Below are 20,081 nucleotides of genomic sequence, written 5' to 3'. Positions count from 1 at the left end.
AGAAGCGCCTAGGCTAATTTTTCTTAATTTTCTTTGCAGAATCCTCCGATTTCGTTGTCAAAGGTACTCATTTACACTTGTAAACACCGTGCCTTTTCCTAGAACTCAAATGATTCTGCTTCGAAAAATAAAGAAAAAGACTTTGTACCAAATTCAATTTTAAGCGTGTGGTTTTACTGTAAAACCACACTAAATAAATGACTTTTTGAGAAAGACTACTAATGACGACTAATATCCACGATCAACGCATTCTTATTTTAGATTTTGGTTCTCAATACACGCAGCTTGTTGCGCGTCGTATCCGTGAGATTGGTGTTTACTGTGAACTTTGGAGCTGGGATGTAGAAGAATCTGACATCCGTGATTTCAATCCAGATGGCATCATCTTATCTGGTGGTCCTGAAAGTGTAACAGAAGAAAACTCTCCTCGTGCTCCTCAATATGTATTTGATTCTGGTGTTCCTGTATTTGGTGTGTGTTACGGCATGCAAACAATGGCAGAACAACTTGGCGGTAAAGTAGCAACATCTACTGAGCGTGAATTTGGTTATGCAGCAGTACAAGTAACAGGTGAATCAGCGCTGTTTAAAGATCTTGAAGCAACTCAAGATGTTTGGATGAGCCACGGTGATAAAGTTGTTGAAATTCCAGCTGATTTTGTAAAAATTGCAGAGACAGAAACTTGTCCTTACGCTGCAATGGCGAATGAAGAGAAGAAATACTACGGTGTTCAATTCCACCCAGAAGTAACACACACTAAAAACGGCCTTAAAATGCTTGAGAACTTTGTTCTTAATGTATGTGGTTGTGAAGGCTTGTGGACTTCAGCATCGATTATTGAAGATGCCGTTGCTCGTATTAAAGAGCAAGTAGGCGATGATGAAGTCATTCTTGGTTTATCTGGTGGTGTTGATTCATCAGTAGTTGCTATGCTTGCTCACCGTGCAATTGGCGATAAACTAACATGTGTGTTTGTTGATAACGGCTTACTTCGTTTAAATGAAGCAGAGCAAGTTATGGAAATGTTTAGCGAAGGCTTTGGTCTGAAGATCATTCATGTTGAAGCAGAAGAGCGTTTCTTAACAGCACTTGGTGGTGAATCAGATCCTGAAGCGAAACGTAAGATCATTGGTCATGTATTTGTTGATATCTTTGATGAAGAGTCTAAGAAATTATCAAATGCGAAATGGTTAGCTCAAGGTACTATCTACCCTGATGTTATCGAATCAGCAGCATCTAAAACAGGTAAAGCGCACGTTATCAAATCTCACCATAATGTTGGTGGCCTTCCTGATGACATGGAAATGGGGCTTGTTGAACCGTTACGTGAGCTGTTTAAAGATGAAGTACGTAAGATCGGTTTAGAATTAGGTCTTCCATACAATATGCTTTATCGCCACCCATTCCCTGGACCAGGTCTAGGTGTACGTGTTCTTGGTGAGATAAAGAAAGAGTACTGTGATTTATTGCGTCGTGCTGATGCTATCTTCATCGAAGAATTACACAATGCCGATCTTTACAATAAAGTATCTCAAGCATTCACGGTGTTCTTACCAGTACGCTCTGTTGGTGTTATGGGTGATGGTCGTAAATATGATTGGGTTGTTTCTCTACGTGCAGTAGAAACGATTGATTTCATGACTGCGCATTGGGCACATTTACCATACGATTTCTTAGGTAAAGTATCTAACCGTATTATTAATGAAGTTAGTGGTATTTCTCGTGTTGTTTACGATATTTCAGGTAAGCCACCAGCAACGATTGAGTGGGAATAACTCCACTTTAATTGAGTTAAGTTAGAATAAATGAAAAGCGCCGGAAGGCGCTTTTTTTGTTTCAATTGTAAAGTATATTAATCTTATTTGTTGGTTATATGTTTTATTGAAATATAATTTTACAAAATAATCGTTTGCTTATCTAAAAAAAACAACTATTCAATCTATTTTATTCTTAACTGGTTTACACTGTTTGAGCAAAGGAAGGATTAGAGAAATAGTAAATTTCCACGCTCTTTTCTGTAAATACAACATTAAATAAAATGGAGTTACGAATGAGTAACCAAGCAGCAGAGAAAGCATCTAAGCCAAGTGGTATGGATCGTTTTCTAAATACAATCGAACGAGTAGGTAACAAGATCCCAGATCCTGCCCTACTGTTTTTCTGGGGCCTTTTAATTGTTTGGGGTCTTTCAGCGCTATTATCACAAGTACAATTTGACTTGATTCATCCTGTTACTCAAGATGCAGTTCAAGTGAAAAACCTTTTAACTGGTGATTCTTTAGCAAACTTTTTAGCAACCATGGTCAACTAACTTTACCGGTTTTGCTCCACTAGGTATCGTATTAGTTGCAATGCTAGGTGTTGGTGTTGCTGACTCTTCAGGCTTTATTCAAACTGGCCTAAAGAAAATGCTGAACTTCACACCAGCTAAATTACTTACACCAATGCTTATTCTTGTTGCTATCGTGTCACACACAGCAGCAGATGCCGGTTATGTATTAGTTATTCCGCTAGGTGGTATTATTTTCCACGCGGCGGGTCGTCATCCGTTAGCGGGTATTGCAGCAGCATTTGCCGGTGTATCTGGTGGTTTCTCTGCTAACTTCATTCCATCGGGTATTGATCCATTACTTGCCGGTTTTACACAAACTGCAGCACAAGTATTGGATACGTCTTACATCGTTAACCCACTAGCAAATATCTACTTTACTGGTCTTTCATCAATACTGATTGTTTGTATCGGTTGGTATGTAACTGAGAAAATCATTGAGCCACGTTTAGCGAAAACACCTGTAGATAAAGATGCAGAAACAGCGCCAGATTTAGGTTCATTTACTGAAATTGAATCAAGAGCATTTAAGTTTGCTGGTTGGGCAATGGTTGCGGGTATCGCATTACTAATCGCACTTATTTATCCTGAAGATTCAGCGCTTCGTTCACCTGATGGTCAAATCACCTCATTCTCTGCACCATTAATGAAGTCTATTGTGCCACTTATCTTCATTCTATTTATCATCCCTGGTATCGTTTTTGGACGTGTTTCTGGTACGTTTAAAAGCAGTAATGATGTCATTAAAGCAATGTCAGAGACAATGGGTACAATGGGTGCATACATGGTTATGTCATTCTTCTGTGCGCAGTTCTTAGTTGCTTTTAGCCAATCAAATATCGGTACAATCTTAGCAATGTACGGTGCTGATGTACTTAAAGCGATGGAGCTTCCAGGTCAGCTAACGATTATTGGTATGATTTTGCTGACTGCATTTGTAAACCTACTAATAGGTTCAGCATCAGCTAAATGGGCATTAATTGGTCCTGTATTAGTTCCAATGCTAATGGGTGTTGGTATCTCTCCTGAGCTATCTCAAGCTGCATACCGTGTAGGTGATTCTGTTTCAAATATCATCTCACCATTAATGGTATTCTTCCCATTAGTTGTGGTTTATTGCCAACGTTACGTTAAATCAACGGGTATCGGTACACTGGCTTCTCTAATGATGCCTTTCTCTATCGCAATGCTAATTGGTTGGACTATTTTCTTACTAGCGTACTGGGCTCTAGGTATTCCACTAGGTATCCAAGCGCCATATACATATAACCTGCCTGGTTAATTTGTATTAGTAAAAATAAAGCCCTGAGAATGAAGTGACCCCGTTAAGTTGGACATTTTAGTTAAGCGGCTTGTAAGGCCTGGTTTCGATATTCTATCGGAGTCAGGCCTTTTAGTTTTACCTTAATCCGCTTCGTATTGTAATACTCGATATATTCTTCGATCTTTTCTATTAACTCATCTGCATCCTTGAAGATGTATCCATGATACATTTCAGTTTTAAGTAAACCAAAGAAATTTTCAGCTACTGCATTATCTAAGCAGTTTCCTTTTCTAGACATACTTTGTTGAAGCCTATGCTTTACAAGTTCCTGTTGATAAGTCTTATGTCGATATTGCCAACCTTGATCACTGTGTAAAATTGGCTTCGAGCCCTTACTTAGTTTGCCTATTGCTTCTTTAAGCATATCCGTGACTAGCGGTAAACGTGCATTCTTTGTCACTTTATAAGCGATAACTTCTTGATTGAATAAATCAACCACTGGCGATAGGTAAACTTTTTGTCCGTTAACTTTAAATTCTGTTACATCGGTTACCCATTTCTCATCTGGTTTCGTAGCACTAAAATCCCTTTCAAGTACATTTGGGACTGATTTACCCACCTCTCCTCGATAAGAACGATATTTTTTGGGTCTTACTATAGATTTTAGGTTTAGTTGCGCCATCAGCCTTTGTACTGTTTTATGATTCAGCTCTACACCTTTTCTTCGCATAGCTAAATGGATCCGTCGATAGCCATAACGTCCTTTATGTTCATGGTAGATAGACTCAATCATCTCTAACTCATGCTCATAAGTATCAGGCCTTCTACTTATTTGAGCCTGATAATAGAAGACACTTTTTGCCAAACTGGTGATACGAAGTAAATATTTTAAAGGGTAATTAGCTTTGAGAGCTAAAACAATTAACGCTTTTTCTTTGTTTGTTGGCGTTTTTTCTGTTTCAGCTCTTCGAACTTTTTTAGAACAGCATTCTCTGTTCGTAAATAACTTAACTCTTCTCTTAGCTCTTCAATGGTCATTTCGTCATCTGATTTTTGTGTAGTATTGGATAATAATTTCATTGAAGGCCTTCCTATATTACTATTCTTGAGTCCCTTAAACCCCGCTTCATTATATGTTTTAAGCCAGACTGATAGCGTGCCAGGGGAGGATAAGTTTAATACTGCACTAGTGTGAGTGAGAGACCAACTGTTTAGTCCACATTAATTTCAATGCTTGTAATTTTGTTTTGGCATTATCGGCATGTGTAGTTGGTAAAAATGAGTTTTTACCATGGATAGAAAATACTTGAGTCCAATATCGTATCTGACGAGCAGATATCGAATATTCTTTAGATAATTGAATTGATGTACGACTAACTAAGCACTGCTTAGCAATAATTAGTTTTAGCTCACGACTATATTTGGACATAAAAAAGACCCTCAGTAATTGGTTGTCCAATTATTGGGGGTCAGTTCAGAATGATAAGTTCTCAGGGCTTTTTTTCATTTCAATATTCGGTATTACTTAAATTTTCTCAGATATCGATAAACAGAGTCTTTAGATACATTAAGAATATTAGCGGTTATTTGGGTCGCATCTTTTATATTGAACGCCCCTTGATGATGTAAACGTTCAACAATGGTTCTTACTCTTCGAGAAACAGCAATGCTTTCATCTTCTAACACTTCGCTTTGTATTCTAGCTATCGAGTCTGTCAGCATTTCAATACTGTCTTTTGCAAAGGTTTCTGGTGACGTAGCTAACTGAGTTGATTGTGGAAACAGATCCATAAAGAAACTGTTCATTGGAACGTCAAGGTTAGAGTTCATACAAAGTAAAGCGATAGGTATCCCTGCCTCATTTCGTATTATTGAAGTAACAGAGCGAAGTAGTTCACCTTTATCTGTTCTGGTGAAATAAGGTGTTGATACATCTGATCCTGCTTTCAATTTTTCTAGCGCAAGGTTGGTAATTGGTGCGCCAATACCACGACCAGTCACGTGACCATTAGCAATTTTAATAATTGATGGATTGTCTGAATCGAGAGAGTGCAGTACCACTTCAACATGTTTTCCAAACATAGCAGCAATGCCATCAACAATACTATAAGTTGATTTCAGTATGAGTTTATCGGCAGTAGAAAGTTTATGTAGCATATGTTTTCTTTATGTTGGTAAAAAGATGATGTCACTTAGCGTGTAAGTGACATCTTTTCATTATGACGCCATTATTTCAATGATTTCATGATCAATATTTGGCATTCCTGTTGTTATCATTCTGCCAATGTTCTTGATTGTCTTTTCTACATCTTCAGCAATAACGCCCTGTTTCGTTACGCAATGATTGTTCAAAGCGAGTAGGGATGATTTCATCGCTGATTGGGCGCTGCTGCCTACTTTCATCGCACAGGTTGATTTCGCACCATCACAGATCATACCGCTGGTGTCACTAATGGTGTTTTGAATTGCAGAGCAAGATTGTTCGAATGTACCACCTGCTAAATAAACCATTGCCATTGCTGCTGCAGCAGAGGTTACGGCGTTGCCACAAAATGCCGATAATGGTGGATAATGAGATTTAATATAAATAGCCCCAAGGTGACTCATAATAAATGCTCTCGCTAACGTCTCTTCATCGGCGTTATAAAAGTCAGCCATTTTAACTACAGGAATTGTTGCTGCTATACCTTGATTACCGCTGCCATAATTAGACATTGCCGGTAAGGTAGCACCGCCCATTCGAGCATCAGATGCAGCAGAGGTGTAAATTAAAATATCACTGTCTAAACTTTTTGAAAGTAAGCCAGTATCTATATTCTTTTGATAAGTTCGACCTACTTCTAAGCCGTATGGGTTATTCAACCCTTCTTGAGCAAGAGCAATGTTTAGCTCTTTAGCTTCAAGGATAAATTTAATGTCATCAAAATTAGCGTGAGTCGCAAAGTCATAAATTGATGAAATAGTGATATCGACACCATCACAAATAGAAGCGGTAGAGGTTTTTGGTAATGAAGAATCAAGGGAAAAAATGACATTATCATCAAGTCGTTTTTCTACAATGAGAGTGTGACCTCCACTGATGGTGACTTCTGCGTGATGCTGTGGGCCTTTAACGATAACACGGCAATAGATAAATTCATCTGTGGCTTCTCGTTTAACTTGAACTCGACCAGCGTCAATAAGCAGTTGAGCTTCACTTACTTGAGATTCAGTCAGTTTTGCAAGTACTTCTAATCCCGCTTCAGGATTTCCACCAGTAGCGCCAGCGGCTGCTGCAATGGCAAGACCAACTCTACCTGTTCTTGGAACAAAAACACCCATACTATTTTTATATAAATTATCAGAGACGAAAACGTCAATCGTCTCTGGTTTTTCTCCTAGCATTTGCGTTGCCACACTTGTTGCATAGGCAGCACAAATAGGTTCAGTACAGCCAAGAGCTGGCTTCACAACATTTTTTAAAATAGTGATGTATTGCTTCCAGGTAGAGTTCATTTTTTTCACCTTTTTAGTTATACCGTTGTTTTCTTGTGAGCAATCGCTTCGACTTCAACTAATACGCCAAGTGGAAGATCTTTTACCGCAAAGCAAGATCGTGCAGGGCAGTCGGTATGGAAAACAGTTTTATATACTTCGTTAAATGCAGAGAAATCAGTGATATTTGCAAGGTAACATGTCGTTTTTAGTACAGTATTAACATCGCCGTCAGCAGCTTCGATAACAGATATTAGGTTTTTAAGAGACATTTCAGATTGAGCTGTAATCCCCCCTTCTACAACAGATCCTGTTGAACCATCTACCGGTAATTGACCTGATGTAAAGATAAGACCATTAAATGCGGTACCGTGAGAGTAAGGGCCGATTGCTTCTGGTGCTGATTTTGCCACGATAATTTGCTTCATATGTATTTTCCTTTTTTTTGCAACTATTGTTGATTTTAAGTTCTAGCTTTAATTATGCAAAAATAATTGCATTTAATTTGTGTGAGTTGAATTTATGCTTATTATTAAGGGATTGCAAATACTTTGTAGCAATTTTTTGTTTATTTTACGAACTGAGATCTCGCTATCATTTCAAATAAAATTGCATTGTCATTTTTTTATTAGAGAGTAAATTCTTCAAAAGTTGCAAGTTGGCGGCAGTTTGTCGCTTTAAAATTATAAAAATAGTGATCCCTACAAAGATGGAGTTTTATATGAACACAGCTACATTAGCGGGCCTTGGTCGTGGTCAAAGTGATATGACGGATTCTGAATGGAAAAGGCTACCAACTAACCTAATTATTGTGACGGGTATACTTCTTTGTATCTCTCCAGTGTTAGCGTTTATCTAATTATAGAAAATTAATATATAGACATAAAAAATCCCAGAGAAGGAGAACCTTATCTGGGCTTTGTTAGTGCGCCGAGCATGGCGTTGTTCTAGGAGGTGAAAGTCCTCTACGGGCTCAGTCGAACGAGAACCGTTAGCCTATGCAAGGGTGTTCACCGTGAGGTGAAATCTGAAGGAAGCAAATGGCAAAACATGGTGGTGACGAACAGAAATCTGATAGTAGGCTGTGACAACTTGGGTAACCTAGCTATAGATAGAATAACCCTATGTTTCGACGAGAAGTGTGTCGCAGTAAATCAGGCATGACCATGGGAAAGAACAGCGTCTTACCTCGGGAGATCTTAGCCTTTGTCTCAAAGAGACTAGAGCGGCAGTGATGTCACTCGACGGAAGTTAAGAAGTCAGCCGACGGCATAGTACTTTAAACCAGTACAGTTTAAAGGAAGGCCTGAACCGAATATATCAAGAAGCAGCCGCTAAACACTCAAATACGTGGAGTAACAGCAACGATGAAACCCATCACTCTGTCCCAGTTGGTAAAACCGCAAGTAGCACTGACGGTGACAAAGCGTAACAAACGTATCTGGCGTAGAAAGAAAGGCGAGTCTTGGTGAATACCTCTCAACTACTAGAGCGCATTAGCGCTCCAACTAATTTGAACGCAGCATTACGCCGAGTGAAGAGTAATAAAGGGTGTGCGGGAGTTGATAGACTCAGCATCGAAGCGACCATTAATAAACTCAAGCAAGGCGATAATGGACAACAATTGCGTCAATCCTTATTAGAAGGTAGTTATCAACCTCAACCAGTCTTGGGTGTTGAGATCCCGAAAGCTAAAGGTGGTGTCAGGCAGTTGGGAATACCAACGGTTCTAGATCGAATAGTTCAACAAGCTATCACGATAGTGTTAACAGAAGTTTATGAGCCAAAATTCTCGAAGAGTAGTTTTGGTTTTAGGCCAATGCGTAGCGCTCATAATGCCTTAGCGACAGCGAGTCAATACATCAGAGAAGGAAGAGGATACGTTGTAGATATAGATCTAGAAAAGTATTTCGATACCGTTAATCACGATAGATTGATGCATCGTTTAGCAGAAGATATTGAAGATAAACGAGTTTTGAAGTTAATTAGGTCATATTTACAAAGTGGACTGATGCGAAATGGGATAATAGAGTGTAGACAAAGAGGAACCCCACAAGGTGGTCCTCTGTCACCTTTACTATCTAATATAGTATTAGATGAGCTAGATAAAGAGCTAGAACGTAGAGGGCATAAGTTCTGTCGATATGCAGACGATTGCCAAATCTATGTGAGTAGTCAGGAAGCTGCAGAGAGAGTCAAAGACTCGATCACCGTATTCTTAGAGCATAAACTGAAACTCAAGGTTAACCGAGAGAAAAGTGCGGCGACAAGAATAACGGAGCGCAGTTATCTAAGCCACAGTTTTAGTTACTCAGGTCAGATCCGTCTATCAAAAGAGGCGAAAGCAAGAATGAAAAAGCGGGTCAGAGAGATAACGAAACGAAATCGAGGAAGAGAGTTAAAGGCAATAATAAAAGAATTAACTCAATATCTTAGAGGATGGCAACACTACTTTAAATTGGCTTTAAAACCGAGTGTAATGGGAACTCTAGACAGTTGGATAAGACGCCGACTTCGGAGCTACCGCCTGAAGCAGAGAAAGCGAAAATACAGCATAGCGATGTGGCTACGCCAAGAGGGTGTAAGCGAGCGAAATGCTTGGAAATTAGCGATGTCAGATAAAGGTTGGTGGAGACTCTCAAGAACACCTCAAGTGAATCATGCACTTCCAAACGTAAAACTGATGGAGATGGGATTATACTCATTATTGGATGGGTATAAGGCACTGAAAATGTATTCGGAACCGCCGTATGCGACCCACGCTTGTACGGTGGTGTGAGAGGACGGAGGCCGCGAGGCCTCCTCCTACTCGATTTTATACTTTTGACTATCTTAAATCAAAATTATTTATTTAAATAAGCGGCATGAAACTCTAGATGATCATCAATAAAAGTCGAAATAAAGAAATAGCTGTGGTCATAACCTGGCTGCATTCTTACTTCTACATCAGCACCTGATTGCTTGGCTGAAGAAAGTAGGTATTCAGGTTTTAATTGTTCTTCTAAGAAGCCATCAGCTTCACCTTGGTCAACTAAAATCGGTAATTTAGAGCCTTTTTTCAGAAGCTCAGAGCTATCGTAATCTTTCCAAGTCTCTTTATTATCACCAAGATATAGACCTAATGCTTTTTGACCCCAAGGGCAGTTAATTGGGCTAGATATTGGGCTAAATGCAGAGATAGACTGATATGCATCTTGATTTTTTAACCCAATAGTAATTGCACCGTGACCACCCATGCTATGACCAGAAATTGATTTTTTATCTGATACAGGGAAGTGCTCTTCAATAAGAGATGGTAGCTCTTTTGTCACGTAGTCATACATATGGTAATGACGATTCCATGGCGCTTGAGTTGCATTTAAATAGAACCCTGCACCTAGACCAAAATCGTAAGCTGCTTCTGCATCATCAGCAACGTCTTCGCCGCGAGGGCTCGTATCCATAGCAACAATAGCAATGCCTAATTCAGCGGCTTTTTTGAATGCCCCTGCTTTTTGCATGAAGTTTTCATCAGTACAAGTTAGCCCTGATAACCAATATAAAACAGGAACAGGATTACTTTCTGAGGCATTTGCTGGTAGATAAATAGCAAAGCGCATATTACAGTTTAATACTGATGAAGTGTGTGTGTACTGTTTGTGCCAGCCACCGGCAACTTTAGCTTGGCTGATATTTTCAACGTTCATATTTCACTCCAAAAAGGATTATACTGATATAAATAGCTTATCTAGCTTACTTAGTCAGTATCATTTAAAGATAGAAAGAAACAACATCGTGCTTCTTATTTAATAAAGCAAGTATAGTCATTTCTTGAACGTTGATAATCCCATTAAAATGAAAATGATTTTTACAAAACTGTAATAACAATTAAACCTGCTAATAAGTATGATAATAGCTGACTTAATTGTATAAATTAGACTTTAAACTGTGCTACTAAATCATCAAGGACTTCACATTGAGCAGAAAGAGAAAGGCAGGCGTTTTCTGAGCTGCTTACCATCTCCACCATATTATTACTGTTATCTAAAATACGAATAACATTGTTATTGACTTCTTCACTGACACCATTTTGTTGACTAGCCGCGGTGGCAATCTGTGAGTTCATTTCATTCATTAATGAGATAGAAGCAATTATTTCTTTTAATGATTCCGAGGCACTGCTTGCGCTATGAATTGTTTGTTGGCTACTATCTTTACTGGCATCCATAACTGATACCGCTTTATGGGCACCATTTTGTAATTTCTCAATCATAATTTGAATTTCACCAGTACTTTCTTGTGTTCGACTTGCTAATGAACGCACCTCATCAGCGACCACTGCAAATCCACGACCTTGCTCACCAGCTCTTGCAGCTTCAATTGCAGCATTTAAGGCAAGTAAATTAGTTTGATCTGCAATACCGCGAATAACATCTAGAATTGAGGCAATATTAGAAACATCAGAATCTAAGTTATGAATCACAAGGCTTGCGTTATCTATTTCACTGGCCAATGTTTCAATAGAACTAATTGTGTTACTTAAAATCTGATTGGTATTATGTGTTTCGGTATCGGCTTTTGTACTGGCTTGAGCTGCTTCATTAGCATTCGATGATACGCTTTGACTTGTTGCTTGCATTTCATTTACAGCAGTAGCAACCATTTCACTTTCTTGTTGCTGTTGGCCTGAGAATTCAGCGACACTTTGCGTTAATGTTTTAATATTTTCCATTTCAGCACGCACAGCATTAGAAGAGATAATAACTTGTTCTACTGTTGAATGAATGCGAGTCATAAATTGGTTAAAGCTAATTGCAAGTTGGCCTAATTCATCGTTATTCACTACCTCCATTCGTTTTGTAAGATCACCATCTCCATTTGCAATGTCTGCCATGGCTTTACTAATGTGATGTATTGGTTTTAGAACGAGTTTATGTGAAATAACAAAAGATATAATAACTAAGATAATGGCGATTATAGCACCGACTTCAAGCACTAATTTACTATAGGTAATTGAATCAGAAATTTCAGTTTTAAGTTGAATTTTAACTTCTTCGATTAATTGGTTGATTGATTTAAGCTGTTTACGCATCACTTGAAATTGTGAATCTAGTTGTGTCCTATTTTGTTCATAATATTCAGTGGATTCTTGTGGTTTAGCAAACATTGGTTCATAGATACTTACCCAGTTTTTCGTTGCATTAATTAAAGTGGACACTTCATTTTGGTGGTTTGTTGTTAAATAGCCTGCAGAAATTAATTCATTAACTTTATTTAGACGAGGTACTACTCGATAAGCATTGTCTTTAAATTCAGCGATGCTGTAATCAATATCATTTTGGTTTTTGGCGAGCATTAAGCCCTGAGCTGCAGTAATGACTTGATATAAATCTCGATAACCATCTTCTAAGTTATCAAGAACGGGTTGAACAGTATGGTTTAGCTCTTCATTGAGAGACTCTTGATGCCTTGCTTGAAGAACATTGATAACAGTTATCACTGCGATAATGAGGGCAAGTATCACAATGGGAAATGAGAGTTTGTGTTTGATAGTTAATTGATTAAACATAAGGCCAACCTATTAATAGAAAATAATTTTTAGGGTGCCTTAATGTATATAGCTTATCAGTATTACTAATTGTGAGAAAATACGATTTTTTTTGATCTTTGCGATCTAGATAAAATCTTACTAATAGTAAGGAGGTGAAAATGAAAAAACCTGCTACGAGTGAGCAGGTTTAAACAGTGTTATCTTATGTAGTTGTTTGTTTTATATAAGATAATATTGGTTATTTATCCATATGTAGAACAGTACGGATAGATTTACCTTCGTGCATTAAATCGAACGCTGCGTTTACATCCTCAAGACCCATTGTGTGAGTGATGAAGTCATCAAGAGCAAACTCACCTTGCATGTAACGGTCAACGATGCCTGGAAGCTCTGTACGACCTTTAACACCACCGAATGCAGAGCCACGCCATACACGACCAGTCACAAGTTGGAACGGACGAGTTGAGATCTCTTGGCCAGCACCAGCAACACCGATGATGATTGATTCACCCCAACCTTTATGACAACACTCAAGTGCAGCACGCATAACGTTTACGTTACCGATACACTCAAAAGAGTAATCCACGCCGCCGTCAGTCATTTCAACAATCACTTCTTGAATTGGCTTGTCGAAATTTGTTGGGTTGATGCAATCAGTCGCACCTAATTTTTTAGCAAGTTCGTATTTGCTTTCGTTCAAGTCAACACCGATGATGCGGCTTGCACCTGCCATTTTCGCGCCGATGATAGCTGAAAGACCAATACCGCCAAGACCGAATACAGCAACTGTGTCGCCTTTTTCAACTTTGGCCGTATTAAGAACCGCACCCATACCAGTAGTTACGCCACAACCTAGAAGACAAACTTCTTCAAGCGGTGCTTCTTTAGATACTTTTGCTAAAGAGATTTCAGGAAGTACTGTGAATTCAGAGAACGTAGAGCAGCCCATGTAATGGAAGATAGTTTCGCCATTAATAGAGAAACGGCTAGTGCCATCAGGCATAAGACCTTGACCTTGAGTTTCACGAACGGCTTGGCAAAGGTTAGTTTTGCCAGATTTACAGAATTTACACTCACCACATTCAGCAGTGTAAAGAGGGATAACATGGTCGCCAACTTCAACGCTTGTTACGCCTTCACCAATCATCTCAACAATACCGCCACCTTCGTGACCTAAGATAGATGGGAAGATACCTTCTGGATCATCACCAGATAGAGTGAATAAATCAGTGTGACAAACACCAGTTGCAACGATACGAACTAAAACTTCGCCCGCTTTAGGAAGTTGTACATCTACTTCTTCCATTTTAAGAGGTTCGCCAGCAGCCCAAGCTACCATTGCTTTAGATTTAATTGATGTTTGACCTGGTTTAATATCAAGAGCCATTGGTTTTTCCTTTTAATATATTTAGATAAGCAGTCAACTAAAGCCTAGTTGAAATTTTTTTTTCTGCTGTCTCGTTTTGATGTGGCTAGTATAGGTGTTTCATAAGAATTGATAATCCCCTTAAAATGAAAATGATTTTTACGTAACTGTAATAATAAGGGGTATTTTGATATCGAACTGATTAAAATATGTGTTTAGTAGCTCTAAAATTAAAAGGGAGGAGGCAATAAAAAATGAAGATTATGTCAGGAAAGTTAAACTTAATTCAGTTATGATGTGCACTTCTGGTAGGGATTTGCAGTTGTTATGTATCATTTTAGTCATAAAATTTGGATACCATTTGTTACTGTATTTGCATTTTTTATTGCAAGTCTTTTACTTACGTCTCAGTTAAGCTCTTCTCTTAGAACAAATAACCCTTTTTCAGTCAGCGAAGTTACCTCTGGTTGCCCTCAACAAGATCATTCTGTTTCAGGAAAATATGAACTAGATAAGCATCATTGTTGTGCTTCAATGTGTTTATTGAAAGTGCCTTGCGGGCAATCTATTTCGGTAGGTCTTACTATTTTAACTACTAGGTCTTTAATTTTAGAAGACAGAGTTGATAAAGCTATTGTACGAAGTAAGACATTATTCCGCCCTCCCATCGTTTAATTTCTAATCATTACAATTACGTGTTTTGTACACGACCAAATCGATCAATTTAGCAGGTTATATGTTTATTCATTTAACGCTGACTAAAGGTATAACAGTATATATTTAGGAATTATTCAAAATGAAAAAAATAGTAACGCTATTCTCTGCGCTTATGTTGGTGTTTTCAGTTCAAGCAGCTTCATTTGAAGAAGGTAAGCATTATAAGATCCTCGATGTTGAGAAATCAGAAACCCCTAAAGTAACGGAGTTTTTCTCTTTTTATTGTCCTCATTGTTATAAATTTGAAGCTATAGTAAAAAGTTTAAAGCCTGCATTACCAAAGAGCGTAAAGTTTGAAAAAATACATGTAGCGTTTATGGGTGAAATGGCAGTTCCAATGGCAAAGTCTTATGCAACTATGGTTGTTTTAGGCGTTGAAGAAACAATGGTTCCGGCTATGTTTAAGCAAATTCATGAGCTTGGTCTGCGACCAAAAGATGAAGCAGAACTACGTCAAATATTTATTAATAATGGTGTTGATGCTAAGAAGTACGATGCAACTTATAACAATTTTGTTGTGAACTCGATGCAGCGTAATTTCGATAAACAATTTGAAGCAAGTACTTTAACAGGAGTTCCTGGTGTATTAGTGAATAATAAATACATTGTTAAACCAGGAGAGATCCGTAGTTATGATGAGTACAACCAATTAGTGAATTACTTATTGACGTTATAGTGTTGAATAAGCGCTAGATATGAAAAAGCCCGCTAGATGTTATCTAACGGGCTTTACATTTAGTTAATGATCGTTAAGTTTTAAATGTTAAAACTTATTTATCCATATGTAGAACAGTACGGATAGATTTACCTTCGTGCATTAGATCGAACGCTGCGTTTACATCAGCAAGACCCATTGTGTGAGTGATGAAGTCATCAAGAGCGAACTCACCTTGCATGTAACGGTCAACGATACCTGGAAGTTCAGTACGACCTTTAACGCCACCGAATGCAGAGCCACGCCATACACGACCAGTCACAAGTTGGAACGGACGAGTTGAGATCTCTTGACCAGCTCCTGCAACACCGATGATGATTGATTCACCCCAACCTTTGTGACAAGACTCAAGTGCAGCACGCATAACGTTTACGTTACCGATACACTCAAAAGAGTAATCCACGCCGCCATCAGTCATTTCAACAATCACTTCTTGAATTGGCTTGTCGAAATTTGTTGGGTTGATGCAATCAGTCGCACCTAATTTTTTAGCAAGTTCGTATTTGCTTTCGTTCAAGTCAACACCGATGATGCGGCTTGCACCTGCCATTTTCGCGCCGATGATAGCTGAAAGACCAATACCGCCAAGACCGAATACAGCAACTGTGTCGCCTTTTTCAACTTTAGCCGTGTTAAGTACTGCGCCCATACCTGTTGTTACGCCACAACCTAGAAGACAAACTTCTTCAAGTGGTGCTTCTTTAGATACTTTTGCTAAAGAGATTTCAGGAAGCACTGTGAATTCAGAGAACGTAGAGCAGCCCATGTAATGGAAGATAGTTTCGCCATTAATAGAGAAACGACTTGTTCCATCAGGCATAAGACCTTGACCTTGAGTTTCACGAACGGCTTGGCAAAGGTTAGTTTTGCCAGATTTACAGAATTTACACTCACCACATTCAGCAGTGTAAAGAGGGATAACATGGTCGCCAACTTCAACGCTTGTTACGCCTTCACCAATCATCTCAACAATACCGCCACCTTCGTGACCTAAGATAGATGGGAAGATACCTTCTGGATCATCACCAGATAGAGTGAATAAATCAGTGTGACAAACACCAGTTGCAACGATACGAACTAAAACTTCGCCCGCTTTAGGAAGTTGTACATCTACTTCTTCCATTTTAAGAGGTTCGCCAGCAGCCCAAGCTACCATTGCTTTAGATTTAATTGATGTTTGACCAGGTTTAATATCAAGAGCCATTGGATTTTCCTTATTGGAATAATTTAATTGACGACATTAATAAACTATTTAATTTTAAGTTTGCACTATGTTTCTGTGCTCGTCGTCTTGTTGGGTGCCATTATAAATATTTCTCATCAATTGATAATACGGTAGAATAGTAAATAATTTTTACGGATATGTAATAATAATTGTGGGGAATAATCTGTGATTGATTGGGAAGGAGTAACTGAATTTGTTGCTGTTACTGAAGCGCAAAGCTTTACAGGAGCAGCTCGAACTCTTGATACATCAGTAGCTCAAATTAGCCGTAAAGTTGCGGCATTAGAAGATCGTCTTTCAATAAAATTATTGATTAGAACAACCAGAAAGGTATCGGTAACTGAAGCGGGTCAAACTTATTACCAACACTGCCGTCATTTGGTTGAAGGGTTAAAGCAAGCAGATAGAGCTATCACTGAACTAAATGCGACACCTCAAGGTCGTTTAAAGATCACTTCGTCAGTGACTTATGGTGAGCAGTTAATCGCGCCATTACTCAGTGAGTTTATGCTGATGTATCCACAGCTTGAACTTGAATTAATTTTATCAAACCAAACGTTAGATCTCGTTGAACAAGATTTTGACCTCGCTATTCGATTGGGTCGATTAACCGATTCAACCATGATGGCAAAGCGTTTATCAAGCAGACAAGTTCGAGTATGCGCCTCTCCTAGTTATATTGAAAAACATGGTGAGCCTCATACCTTATCTGAACTGTCGCAACACAATTGCTTGGTTGGTAGCTTACCTATTTGGCGCTTTATCGAAAATAAAAAAGAGAAAAGCGTAAGAGTGAAAGGGTCCGTTCACTGTAATAGCGGTGCTGCTTTAACGAATGCGGCATTAAAGGGTTTAGGTATTGTTCAACTGCCTGATTTTTATGTTCAAGAGTCGATGGATAAAGGTGAGCTTGTAGAGATACTAGTACCTTATCGTGAACCCAAAGAAGGGATTTGGGCGGTATATCCAAATAACCGCCACCTTTCCACTAAGGTACGTTTACTCGTTGAGTTTCTAGCACAAGAGTTAGCTGAATAAATGAGTGTTGAAAAAGAAAATAAAGATGCGAACTTCTATATGCAACGAGCAATGGAACTGGCTGCGATTGCTGAAGAAGAAGGTGAAGTTCCAGTTGGTGCTGTGATTGTCTTAGATGGTGAAATTATCGGAGAAGGGTGGAACCGTTCTATTGGTTCTCATGATGCAACGGCTCATGCTGAGATGATGGCAATTAAGCAAGCAGGGCAGAAGGTAGAAAACTACCGACTTATTGATGCTACCTTATACGTTACTCTTGAACCTTGCCCTATGTGTGCCGGTGCTATTGTCCATAGTAGAATTAAAAAAGTTATTTTTGGTGCTTCTGACATGAAGACTGGGGCGTCAGGCAGTGTAATTAATTTATTTACCTCAGCCACCGCATTTCATTTTGTAGAGTGTGAATCTGGAGTGATGGAAGAAGAGTGTAGAGCACAGCTACAAGCTTTTTTTAAACGCAGACGTAAAGAGAAAAAAGAAGAGCGAAAACAGCAAAGAACAGAAGAGTTGAAGAATAAATAGGTAATTTATCTTAAATGAAAAAGGCAAATTGAACGTCAATTTGCCTTTTTTAATGCGTGTTAATAAAAATTAGGGGAGGAGATATTAACGACAAGAGAATGCTTCGCCTTCATCAAACAGTGATAGTGAATAAAGACGTTGGCGATGAAGTACTTTCTTATGATTATTTAATAACTTACGTCGGCGTTGAGTACTTCCTTTTAAAGACGTTTGTGCTTTAATTTTTCTTCTATTAGAGAGCATAAACTCCCCCTTTTGGTTTAATAAATAAAAAATAAGGCTAAGATATTTAGCCTTATTTCGAATAATACGATGAGCGAATTCATCTAGAATATGGGCTCATTGTTACGATTATATGAACCTACTTAATGGTGGTCTCTGAACCTGCATTGCTAGTGGTAGAAGTAGCAGACGATAAAGGGACATCAATAACCTGTAAGTCCTCAATAGTTGTATCTTCTAGCTTAAGTTTATTGGCTTGCTCTTGCTCATAGCCAATAATACTTTGGTAATAACGACGAATATTTTCTACGTATCCTTGAGCCTCATCACCACGAGCAAAACCATAGCGAAGGTATTTGTAATAACGTTGCTGACGTAGTAGGGGAAGGTTATCTTTTACATCTGTCCATGAGTCCGGATCACCCCCTAAACGTTTAGTTAAACGGCGGGCGTCCATCATATGGCCAAAACCAATGTTATAAGAGGCTAGAGCAAACCAAATTTTTTCATGCTCGGTGATTGAATCTGGCACTCGTTTTACAATTCGGCGTAAATATTCAGCACCACCACGGATGCTTTGTTCTGGACTGAGACGATTTTTTACACCAACAGATTGAGCTGTAGGAAGCGTTAGCATCATCATGCCCCGTACTCCAGTAGGAGATTTTGCTAATGGGTTCCAGTGAGACTCTTGATAAGAGAGTGCTGCTAGAAAACGCCAATCAAAATCTCCTGCGTATTTTTTAAATAGAGGTTCCCACTTTGGTAGTTTACTTTCTAGAGCTCGAATAAAAGCACGAGTATCGACATAATCAAACGATTCAACATGGCCAAAATATTTCTCTTCTAAAAGCGCTAACTGGCCACTTTCTTTTAGTTCACCAAAAAACTCAATTAATAACGCTTGTAAGCTATCATCTTCTGTTTTTTGTAAGAACCACGCGACAGGTTGATCTTCGGTTAACTCAAAAGCAACTGCTAGTTCAGGGTGAATACGTTGCGTGAGTGATAATTCAACAGAGTCAGCTAGCGTGTAGTGAACTTCTCCATTTGCTACTTTTTTCAATAACTCACTAACGTCTGTATCGGCTTCGGTATGCCACTCAAGTTTAGGGTGTTTCTCTTTTAGTTTAGTGAGTGTACCTTCAAAACTTGAATCTTTAACGATAGTTACATTTTCATCAAGTTCAGTGAGATTTTTGATATTGCGAGGGCGCCAGCTTCCTTTTTTATATACTATTTGTTGGCTAACGTAGTAATAGACAGGGCCAGGATTAAATTGGGAAAGTCGCTCAGGGGTTATTGTCATATTTGCAGCAATAAGGTCAACCTCATTGCGAGACAGGGCTGGAAATAATCCTGAATAAGTATAGGCAGGCGTTATCTCTAATTTAACTTCTAATTTTTCAGCAAACGCTTTGGCTAAATCATAATCGAGTCCAGTTGGACCATCTGAACCAATATAATAAGAAAGTTGATTGTTTAATGTACTGACTCGTAATGTGCCACGTTCTCTGATTTGCTCTAATTTAGTTTTAGGTTCAGATTCTACTTGGCAACCAGTTAAGGCAAACATCAATGTAGAAATAACTAAACAAGATTGTAAAAGACGGTGATATTGAATGTGGCTCAAGTCGGAATGCTCTTTTTATTATTTGAAGCGTAGTTATATCAAATGG

General features: G+C 38.6%; 17 protein-coding genes and 3 pseudogenes. 8 read left to right on the top strand and 12 right to left on the bottom strand.

The genetic code is table 11. The features are described from left to right. Nucleotides 1–221: 221 nt before the first annotated feature. Both guaA and ACU5DF_RS15420 read left to right on the top strand, forming a co-directional pair. Nucleotides 222–1,775, top strand: coding sequence for a glutamine-hydrolyzing GMP synthase (gene guaA / locus ACU5DF_RS15425; RefSeq protein ID WP_446713477.1), 1,554 nt, complete (start codon nt 222–224; stop codon nt 1,773–1,775). Nucleotides 1,776–2,050: 275 nt separating this feature from the next. Continuing rightward, a pseudogene (locus tag ACU5DF_RS15420) lies at nt 2,051–3,611 on the top strand (AbgT family transporter). Nucleotides 3,612–3,672: 61 nt separating this feature from the next. Here the strand turns inward: ACU5DF_RS15420 and ACU5DF_RS15415 are convergent. The 6 genes and pseudogenes from ACU5DF_RS15415 to ACU5DF_RS15390 form a co-directional block, all read right to left on the bottom strand. Beyond that, nucleotides 3,673–4,551 (bottom strand): annotated as a pseudogene (locus tag ACU5DF_RS15415) (IS3 family transposase); the annotation flags it as partial. Beyond that, nucleotides 4,515–4,745 (bottom strand): annotated as a pseudogene (locus ACU5DF_RS15410) (helix-turn-helix domain-containing protein); the annotation flags it as partial. The pseudogenes ACU5DF_RS15415 and ACU5DF_RS15410, both read right to left, overlap by 37 nt. Nucleotides 4,746–4,779: 34 nt before the next feature. Next, on the bottom strand, nt 4,780–5,022 hold the full coding sequence (locus ACU5DF_RS15405) for a hypothetical protein (RefSeq protein WP_446713476.1): 243 nt from the start codon (nt 5,020–5,022) through the stop codon (nt 4,780–4,782). 92 nt (nt 5,023–5,114) lie between these two features. Beyond that, nucleotides 5,115–5,750 carry a helix-turn-helix transcriptional regulator gene (locus ACU5DF_RS15400; protein WP_446713475.1) on the bottom strand — a complete coding sequence of 212 codons (636 nt, stop codon included), beginning with the start codon at nt 5,748–5,750 and terminating at the stop codon, nt 5,115–5,117. A 60-nt stretch (nt 5,751–5,810) separates the two neighbouring features. Further along, nucleotides 5,811–7,088: an L-cysteine desulfidase family protein gene (locus ACU5DF_RS15395; RefSeq protein WP_446713474.1), complete on the bottom strand. Its 1,278-nt coding sequence runs from the start codon at nt 7,086–7,088 to the stop codon at nt 5,811–5,813. Between the two features lie 17 nt (nt 7,089–7,105). Continuing rightward, entirely contained in the window at nt 7,106–7,495 is a 390-nt protein-coding gene (locus ACU5DF_RS15390) for a Rid family detoxifying hydrolase (RefSeq protein ID WP_446713473.1), read from the bottom strand. A gap of 293 nt (nt 7,496–7,788) precedes the next feature. Here ACU5DF_RS15390 and ACU5DF_RS15385 point away from each other — a divergent pair, with 293 nt between their 5' ends. Next, a complete protein-coding gene (locus tag ACU5DF_RS15385) occupies nt 7,789–7,926 on the top strand; it encodes a hypothetical protein (protein WP_446713472.1) in 138 nt (45 codons plus the stop codon). Nucleotides 7,927–8,535: 609 nt separating this feature from the next. Next, nucleotides 8,536–9,846, top strand: coding sequence for a group II intron reverse transcriptase/maturase (ltrA, locus tag ACU5DF_RS15380; protein ID WP_446711496.1), 1,311 nt, complete (start codon nt 8,536–8,538; stop codon nt 9,844–9,846). A gap of 64 nt (nt 9,847–9,910) precedes the next feature. Here the strand turns inward: ltrA and fghA are convergent, their stop codons facing one another. The 3 genes from fghA to ACU5DF_RS15365 all read right to left on the bottom strand — a co-directional run bounded on the left by fghA (nt 9,911) and on the right by ACU5DF_RS15365 (nt 13,984). After that, nucleotides 9,911–10,753, bottom strand: coding sequence for an S-formylglutathione hydrolase (gene fghA / locus ACU5DF_RS15375; protein ID WP_446713471.1), 843 nt, complete (start codon nt 10,751–10,753; stop codon nt 9,911–9,913). A gap of 227 nt (nt 10,754–10,980) precedes the next feature. Beyond that, nucleotides 10,981–12,615 carry a methyl-accepting chemotaxis protein gene (locus ACU5DF_RS15370; RefSeq protein WP_446713470.1) on the bottom strand — a complete coding sequence of 545 codons (1,635 nt, stop codon included), beginning with the start codon at nt 12,613–12,615 and terminating at the stop codon, nt 10,981–10,983. A gap of 220 nt (nt 12,616–12,835) precedes the next feature. Continuing rightward, the gene (locus ACU5DF_RS15365; RefSeq protein WP_446713469.1) at nt 12,836–13,984 is read right to left on the bottom strand and encodes an S-(hydroxymethyl)glutathione dehydrogenase/class III alcohol dehydrogenase; all 1,149 of its coding nucleotides are present in this window, start codon (nt 13,982–13,984) and stop codon (nt 12,836–12,838) included. 306 nt (nt 13,985–14,290) lie between these two features. On the opposite strand from ACU5DF_RS15365, the gene ACU5DF_RS15360 reads away from it, so the two are divergent. Together ACU5DF_RS15360 and ACU5DF_RS15355 are read left to right on the top strand one after the other, a co-directional pair. Further along, nucleotides 14,291–14,638 carry a hypothetical protein gene (locus ACU5DF_RS15360; RefSeq protein WP_446713468.1) on the top strand — a complete coding sequence of 116 codons (348 nt, stop codon included), beginning with the start codon at nt 14,291–14,293 and terminating at the stop codon, nt 14,636–14,638. A gap of 121 nt (nt 14,639–14,759) precedes the next feature. After that, the gene (locus ACU5DF_RS15355) at nt 14,760–15,356 is read left to right on the top strand and encodes a thiol:disulfide interchange protein DsbA/DsbL (RefSeq protein WP_446713467.1); all 597 of its coding nucleotides are present in this window, start codon (nt 14,760–14,762) and stop codon (nt 15,354–15,356) included. Between the two features lie 94 nt (nt 15,357–15,450). Here ACU5DF_RS15355 and ACU5DF_RS15350 read toward each other — a convergent pair whose 3' ends face one another. Beyond that, entirely contained in the window at nt 15,451–16,599 is a 1,149-nt protein-coding gene (locus tag ACU5DF_RS15350; protein ID WP_446713466.1) for an S-(hydroxymethyl)glutathione dehydrogenase/class III alcohol dehydrogenase, read from the bottom strand. 186 nt (nt 16,600–16,785) lie between these two features. On the opposite strand from ACU5DF_RS15350, the gene ACU5DF_RS15345 reads away from it, so the two are divergent. Both ACU5DF_RS15345 and tadA read left to right on the top strand, forming a co-directional pair. Then, nucleotides 16,786–17,658, top strand: a complete 873-nt coding sequence (locus ACU5DF_RS15345; protein ID WP_045101411.1) for a LysR substrate-binding domain-containing protein — start codon at nt 16,786–16,788, stop codon at nt 17,656–17,658. Continuing rightward, the gene (gene tadA, locus ACU5DF_RS15340) at nt 17,659–18,180 is read left to right on the top strand and encodes a tRNA adenosine(34) deaminase TadA (RefSeq protein ID WP_446713465.1); all 522 of its coding nucleotides are present in this window, start codon (nt 17,659–17,661) and stop codon (nt 18,178–18,180) included. A gap of 84 nt (nt 18,181–18,264) precedes the next feature. Here tadA and ACU5DF_RS15335 read toward each other — a convergent pair whose 3' ends face one another. Further along, on the bottom strand, nt 18,265–18,423 hold the full coding sequence (locus tag ACU5DF_RS15335; RefSeq protein ID WP_446713464.1) for a hypothetical protein: 159 nt from the start codon (nt 18,421–18,423) through the stop codon (nt 18,265–18,267). A 118-nt stretch (nt 18,424–18,541) separates the two neighbouring features. Next, complete coding sequence (gene mltF / locus ACU5DF_RS15330; protein ID WP_446713463.1) at nt 18,542–20,035, bottom strand: membrane-bound lytic murein transglycosylase MltF; 1,494 nt, start codon at nt 20,033–20,035, stop codon at nt 18,542–18,544. Nucleotides 20,036–20,081 lie beyond the last annotated feature (46 nt).

It is taken from the genome of Aliivibrio wodanis (assembly GCF_052920805.1).
This window is presented reverse-complemented; position numbering and strand designations above follow the sequence as displayed.

Bases quoted from the DNA above. Each gene is read 5' to 3' on its own strand.
- guaA (WP_446713477.1), top strand. From the start codon at position 222: ATGACGACTAATATCCACGATCAACGCATTCTTATTTTAGATTTTGGT.
- ACU5DF_RS15405 (WP_446713476.1), bottom strand. From the start codon at position 5,022: ATGTCCAAATATAGTCGTGAGCTAAAACTAATTATTGCTAAGCAGTGC.
- ACU5DF_RS15400 (WP_446713475.1), bottom strand. From the start codon at position 5,750: ATGCTACATAAACTTTCTACTGCCGATAAACTCATACTGAAATCAACT.
- ACU5DF_RS15395 (WP_446713474.1), bottom strand. From the start codon at position 7,088: ATGAACTCTACCTGGAAGCAATACATCACTATTTTAAAAAATGTTGTG.
- ACU5DF_RS15390 (WP_446713473.1), bottom strand. From the start codon at position 7,495: ATGAAGCAAATTATCGTGGCAAAATCAGCACCAGAAGCAATCGGCCCT.
- ACU5DF_RS15385 (WP_446713472.1), top strand. From the start codon at position 7,789: ATGAACACAGCTACATTAGCGGGCCTTGGTCGTGGTCAAAGTGATATG.
- fghA (WP_446713471.1), bottom strand. From the start codon at position 10,753: ATGAACGTTGAAAATATCAGCCAAGCTAAAGTTGCCGGTGGCTGGCAC.
- ACU5DF_RS15370 (WP_446713470.1), bottom strand. From the start codon at position 12,615: ATGTTTAATCAATTAACTATCAAACACAAACTCTCATTTCCCATTGTG.
- ACU5DF_RS15365 (WP_446713469.1), bottom strand. From the start codon at position 13,984: ATGGCTCTTGATATTAAACCAGGTCAAACATCAATTAAATCTAAAGCA.
- ACU5DF_RS15360 (WP_446713468.1), top strand. From the start codon at position 14,291: ATGTATCATTTTAGTCATAAAATTTGGATACCATTTGTTACTGTATTT.
- ACU5DF_RS15355 (WP_446713467.1), top strand. From the start codon at position 14,760: ATGAAAAAAATAGTAACGCTATTCTCTGCGCTTATGTTGGTGTTTTCA.
- ACU5DF_RS15350 (WP_446713466.1), bottom strand. From the start codon at position 16,599: ATGGCTCTTGATATTAAACCTGGTCAAACATCAATTAAATCTAAAGCA.
- tadA (WP_446713465.1), top strand. From the start codon at position 17,659: ATGAGTGTTGAAAAAGAAAATAAAGATGCGAACTTCTATATGCAACGA.
- ACU5DF_RS15335 (WP_446713464.1), bottom strand. From the start codon at position 18,423: ATGCTCTCTAATAGAAGAAAAATTAAAGCACAAACGTCTTTAAAAGGA.